Below are 4,817 nucleotides of genomic sequence, written 5' to 3' on the forward strand. Positions count from 1 at the left end.
GCCGTAAATTTAGAAAAACTTCCGCGCGAACAGGTCATAATTTGCTAATGGAATTTTAAAAATTACAGTTTCCATGTTTGATGATATAAATCAATCACTAAATCTGCTTTCCCCATTCATCCAATTCACGCAGAATATGCTCCAGTGACCTTCCTTTTTCAGTAAGTTGATATTCAACTTTGGGAGGAACCACCGGGTAAACCTTACGTGAAACGAGTAAGTCCTTCTCCAGTTCACGAACTGTTTGCGTGAACATTTTATTGCTGATCTCAGGAATTTTGGATTTGAGAATACCAGATCTTTCCGGACCATCCAGTAAATGAAAGAGCACCAAAGGTTTCCATTTTGTACCAATTAAATTCATGGTCGCATTTAAAGGACAAATATTCTTAGACATAATTTTAGACATAAAACTCTGATAATCTTCTATTTACTCTTTTAGTAACCTATACCACTTTTAGGTAACTTATTGTTTACGAGACGAATATACCTTAATTTTGAGGTTCGAAAGTAGAATATTATGAAAAAAGAAAACGCTTATCCAAGATCATTTTCACATATTGGAATCACCGTTCCAGACCTTCAGAAAGCTGTAGATTTTTATGCTGAAGTAATGGGATGGTACACGATCATGCAACCAGCAAAGGTAGAGAAAGACCCTGATACTGCTATTGGACAAATGTGTATCGATGTATTTGGAAATGACTGGGAAGAATTTGAGATCGCTCATATGTCTACCTCAGATGGTGTGGGAATCGAGTTATTCTCATTTTCTAAAGGCAAAAAAGAAGCTCCGGAATTCAACCCATTTAATACCGGACTGTTTCACTTTTGCGTACAGGATCCTGACATTGAAGGTCTAATTGAAAAAATTGTGGCTAATGGTGGGAAACAGCGAATGCCAATTAGAGAATATTACCCGGAAGAAAAACCTTTCAAAATGTGTTATGTCGAAGATCCTTTTGGGATCGTATTTGAAATTTATACGCATAGTTACGAACTTACCTATTCATCTGGCGCCTATTCAGAATAGAATACTGAACTGAATTTTATACCTTAATAGCTATTTAAACCTTATCATTCGATGTTTACTCAGGCTGTTTTCAGGTATTTCAAGGAGATCAATACATACAATGTTCCGCTGGCGATCATCATTGGGATCGCTGCCGGACCTTTGTATGCGCTGCTTATTTTTAGCAGTTTTGGTGTTTTTACAGGTATGCTGGCATTCGATTATTTTAAAAAGCATCAATACTTTATGTATGAAAACCTGGGATTTAGCAAGACATTCCTGCTAAGTCGTGTTTTTCTTCTTAATATTATGATTGCTGTTATCTGCGGAATAATCCTGTTGCTATTTTGAGAATTCTTCATGCCCGAAATATTCACAAGAGCTACGCAGATAATATTCTGAATGATCTCAATTTTCAATGTAAAACAGGTGAAGTTATCGGAATCTTCGGTAGAAATGGCACCGGAAAATCTACCTTTTTAAAAATTCTCTTCGGAAAAATAAAACCTGACCAGGGCAGTATTCACCTCAACGACCGGGAATTGACATCATCCTCCATCATTTCAGAAAAATTGATCGCTTATTTACCGCAGGATAGTTTTCTTCCGAAGAATACAACTGTACAGGATATTATTCCTTTTTTTCATTCAGACGGGGAAGCTCAGGATCGTATATTTTACGCTAAAGGAGTAGGAAATTTTGCTTCCAGAAAGATTAAAGAACTAGCCATTGGCCAGCTTAGGTATCTGGAATTACTTCTTGTGGGTAACCTTGACCATCCATTTTTGTTACTGGACGAACCTTTTTTTATGGTAGAACCACTGTATAAGGAGTATATTATTGAGTTAATTAAGGAGTTGAAAGCTAGAAAAGGTATTGTCATCACAGACCATTATTACCAGGATGTACTAAAAGTTGTCTCTAAAAATTTTCTTCTGAAAAATGGGAATTTAGTCAGTATTTCTTCTGAAGCCGATTTGCTTGCTGAAGGCTACCTGAAAACATATAAACATCCTGACTTTTTATATTTTGCAGACTTAAACGTAAAAGAAGAGGTTTCTTCTAAATGAAAATCGCAGACAGTTTCGAATATACAAGAACGGCCATTTGGACATAATTTAATCTACAAACCTATAGGATGGCTGTATCTACACGCCCTGCATTCAGAAAAAACAGCTAAATCTCTATTGAGTGAAAAGTTTGACAACGGTATGACCTTGCAGGTAGCCGTATAGTCCTGAACCGGGTTAGTTTTTTCATTCTTGCCTTGTTTGTGATTTTTATAGTAGTCTTACTTCTAAAATCGGTACAGTATTTTATTTCATGATCTGAAATAAAAAAGGGCAGCAAATTGCCACCCTTTTCAAATTGTTTAGATAGATTTTAAGCCTTAAGATCATAACGATCCAGGTTCATCACTTTATTCCAGGCCTTCACGAAATCTTTTACAAATTTCGCTTCAACATCATCGGTTGCATAAACCTCAGCCAGTGCTCTTAATTCTGAGTTGGAACCAAAAATAAGATCTACCCTGCTTCCGGTATATTTCACCTCGCCAGTTTTTCTGTCTCTACCTTCAAAGAATTGATCATCTTCTGAAGTTGCTTTCCAGGTCACTCCAAAGTCAAGGATATTCTTAAAGAAATCGTTGGTCAACTGTCCTGGTCTGTCTGTGAAAACTCCATGTTTAGAACCATCATAATTAGCACCAATAGATCTCATTCCACCTACCAGAACTGTCATTTCAGGAGCAGTTAAAGTGAGCAGTTGTGCTCTATCGATCAATAATGCTTCAGCTGATGCTGAGATATTATCCCTGTTTCCGAAGTAGTTTCTAAAACCATCTGCGTTAGGCTCCAGTGGTTCAAATGCTTCCACATCGGTCTTTTCCTGGGTGGCATCTGCACGTCCCGGGGTAAATGGCACTTTGACATCATGTCCAGCCTCTTTAGCTGCCTTCTCAACTGCCGCACAACCGGCAAGTACGATAAGGTCTGCTATAGAAACTTTTTTAGAATCCTGTGAATCATTGAAATCTGACTGAATTCCTTCCAGTGTCTGGATCACTTTCCCTAATTGCGGAGGATTATTCACTTCCCATCCTTTTTGAGGTGCTAAACGTACACGTGCACCATTGGCTCCACCACGTTTGTCTGAACCTCTAAAAGTTGAAGCCGAAGCCCATGCAGCTGAAACCAGCGCGGCAGTAGAAAGTCCACTATCAAGAATTTTAGATTTTAAACTTTCCACATCCTGATCGTTGATGATCTCATGTTCAACTTTTGGAATAGGATCCTGCCATAACAGTTCCTCCTGTGGAACTTCCGGGCCTAAATATCTTTCGATAGGTCCCATATCACGGTGGGTTAGTTTGAACCAGGCACGAGAGTAAGCATCTGCAAACTCTTCAGGGTTTTCAAGAAAATGTCTGGAGATCTTTTCATATTCTGGATCCATCTTTAAAGAAAGATCTGTCGTCAACATAAATGGCGCATGTTTCTTATTCGGGTCATGCGCATCTGGAACAGTTCCCGCTCCGGCATTATCCTTTGGCTGCCATTGATATGCTCCACCAGGGCCTTTTATGCATTCCCAGTCGTATTTAAATAGATTTTCGAAGTATGTATTACTCCATTTTGTTGGAGTATCTGTCCAGGCGCCTTCAATTCCACTGGTAATTGTATCGGGTCCTTTTCCAGAATTATAAGTGTTTTGCCATCCCATACTCTGCATTTCGATCCCTGCAGCAGCTGGTTCAGCTTCCACATATTTTTCAGGATCTGCAGCACCGTGAGTTTTTCCGAAGGTGTGACCACCCGCGATCAAAGCAACAGTTTCATAATCGTTCATCGCCATTCTTCCGAAGGTATCACGAATATAAGAAGCCGACTCTACCGGGTCTGGATTCCCGTTATGTCCTTCAGGATTTACATAAATTAAGCCCATATGTGCTGCTCCAAGCGGACTTTCAAGTTCGCCTTCAGCATATCTTTCTTCATTATCAAGCCATTCGCTTTCAGATCCCCAGTAAACATCGTTTTCTGGTTCCCATACATCTTCACGACCACCGGCAAAACCAAACATCGGCAACCCCATAGATTCATGAGCACAATTCCCGGCTAGCACCAGTAGATCTGCCCAGGATAGTTTTCTACCATATTTCTTTTTAATTGGCCATAGTAGCAATCTCGCCTTATCCAGGTTTGCATTGTCTGGCCAGCTATTTAGTGGAGCAAACCTTTGTTGGCCAGAACCGGCTCCTCCACGACCATCTCCAATCCTATACGTACCTGCACTATGCCAGGCCATACGTATAAAAAATGGTCCGTAATGCCCGTAATCTGCCGGCCACCAGTCCTGGGAATCGGTCATTAGATCATAAAGATCCTGCTTTACCGCAGCCAGATCAAGGCTTTTAAATTCTTCAGCATAATTAAAGTCATCGTCCATAGGATCGGTTAATGAAGAATGCTGTTTTAATATATTGAGGTTTAGCTGATTTGGCCACCAATCCCGGTTGGATGTCCCATTGCCGGCAGAGTTCTTGATAGCTCCACCCATAAATGGACATTTACTGGATTCATTAACTTCCCAAACCTTGTGATTATCGTCGCTTCCAGAATGATTTTTTCCCATTTTGTTAAGTATTAGATTAATAAATTGGATTAGAATTCGAATTTACGAAAAGGTATTCGATAATTTTTATCTATAGTTTTTATATAATGATAGGCATATCAAATAGCTTAATATCGAATTATTGTAATTTATACAATTAAAGTTTTCAAACCTAACCGTGAAAAGTTTA

General features: G+C 39.2%; 5 protein-coding genes. 3 read left to right on the forward strand and 2 right to left on the reverse strand.

From position 1 onward, the window contains the following. Positions 1-97: 97 nt before the first annotated feature. Complete coding sequence (locus ACNKXS_RS03230) at positions 98-397, reverse strand: winged helix-turn-helix transcriptional regulator (RefSeq protein ID WP_417919592.1); 300 nt, start codon at positions 395-397, stop codon at positions 98-100. A gap of 123 nt (positions 398-520) precedes the next feature. Between ACNKXS_RS03230 and ACNKXS_RS03235 the strand changes: the two genes are divergently transcribed. From ACNKXS_RS03235 to ACNKXS_RS03245, 3 genes are read left to right on the forward strand one after another with little or no spacing between them, the layout of a single operon-like run. After that, positions 521-1,033, forward strand: a complete 513-nt coding sequence (locus ACNKXS_RS03235; RefSeq protein ID WP_417919593.1) for a lactoylglutathione lyase family protein — start codon at positions 521-523, stop codon at positions 1,031-1,033. 51 nt (positions 1,034-1,084) lie between these two features. Next, positions 1,085-1,363: a hypothetical protein gene (locus ACNKXS_RS03240; protein WP_417919594.1), complete on the forward strand. Its 279-nt coding sequence runs from the start codon at positions 1,085-1,087 to the stop codon at positions 1,361-1,363. Continuing rightward, entirely contained in the window at positions 1,360-2,082 is a 723-nt protein-coding gene (locus ACNKXS_RS03245) for an ATP-binding cassette domain-containing protein (RefSeq protein ID WP_417919595.1), read from the forward strand. Before ACNKXS_RS03240 ends, ACNKXS_RS03245 begins: the two co-directional genes overlap by 4 nt. Positions 2,083-2,395: 313 nt before the next feature. Here the strand turns inward: ACNKXS_RS03245 and katG are convergent, their stop codons facing one another. Next, complete coding sequence (katG, locus tag ACNKXS_RS03250; protein WP_417919596.1) at positions 2,396-4,648, reverse strand: catalase/peroxidase HPI; 2,253 nt, start codon at positions 4,646-4,648, stop codon at positions 2,396-2,398. Between the last annotated feature and the right edge of the window lie 169 nt (positions 4,649-4,817).

This window comes from Christiangramia marina, assembly GCF_048285865.1.
In the GTDB taxonomy this organism is placed as follows: domain Bacteria; phylum Bacteroidota; class Bacteroidia; order Flavobacteriales; family Flavobacteriaceae; genus Christiangramia; species Christiangramia marina.

Excerpts from the sequence above, each read along its gene's own strand:
- ACNKXS_RS03230 (WP_417919592.1), bottom strand. The coding sequence starts at position 397 with ATGTCTAAGAATATTTGTCCTTTAAATGCGACCATGAATTTAATTGGT.
- ACNKXS_RS03240 (WP_417919594.1), top strand. The coding sequence starts at position 1,085 with ATGTTTACTCAGGCTGTTTTCAGGTATTTCAAGGAGATCAATACATAC.
- ACNKXS_RS03235 (WP_417919593.1), top strand. The coding sequence starts at position 521 with ATGAAAAAAGAAAACGCTTATCCAAGATCATTTTCACATATTGGAATC.
- katG (WP_417919596.1), bottom strand. The coding sequence starts at position 4,648 with ATGGGAAAAAATCATTCTGGAAGCGACGATAATCACAAGGTTTGGGAA.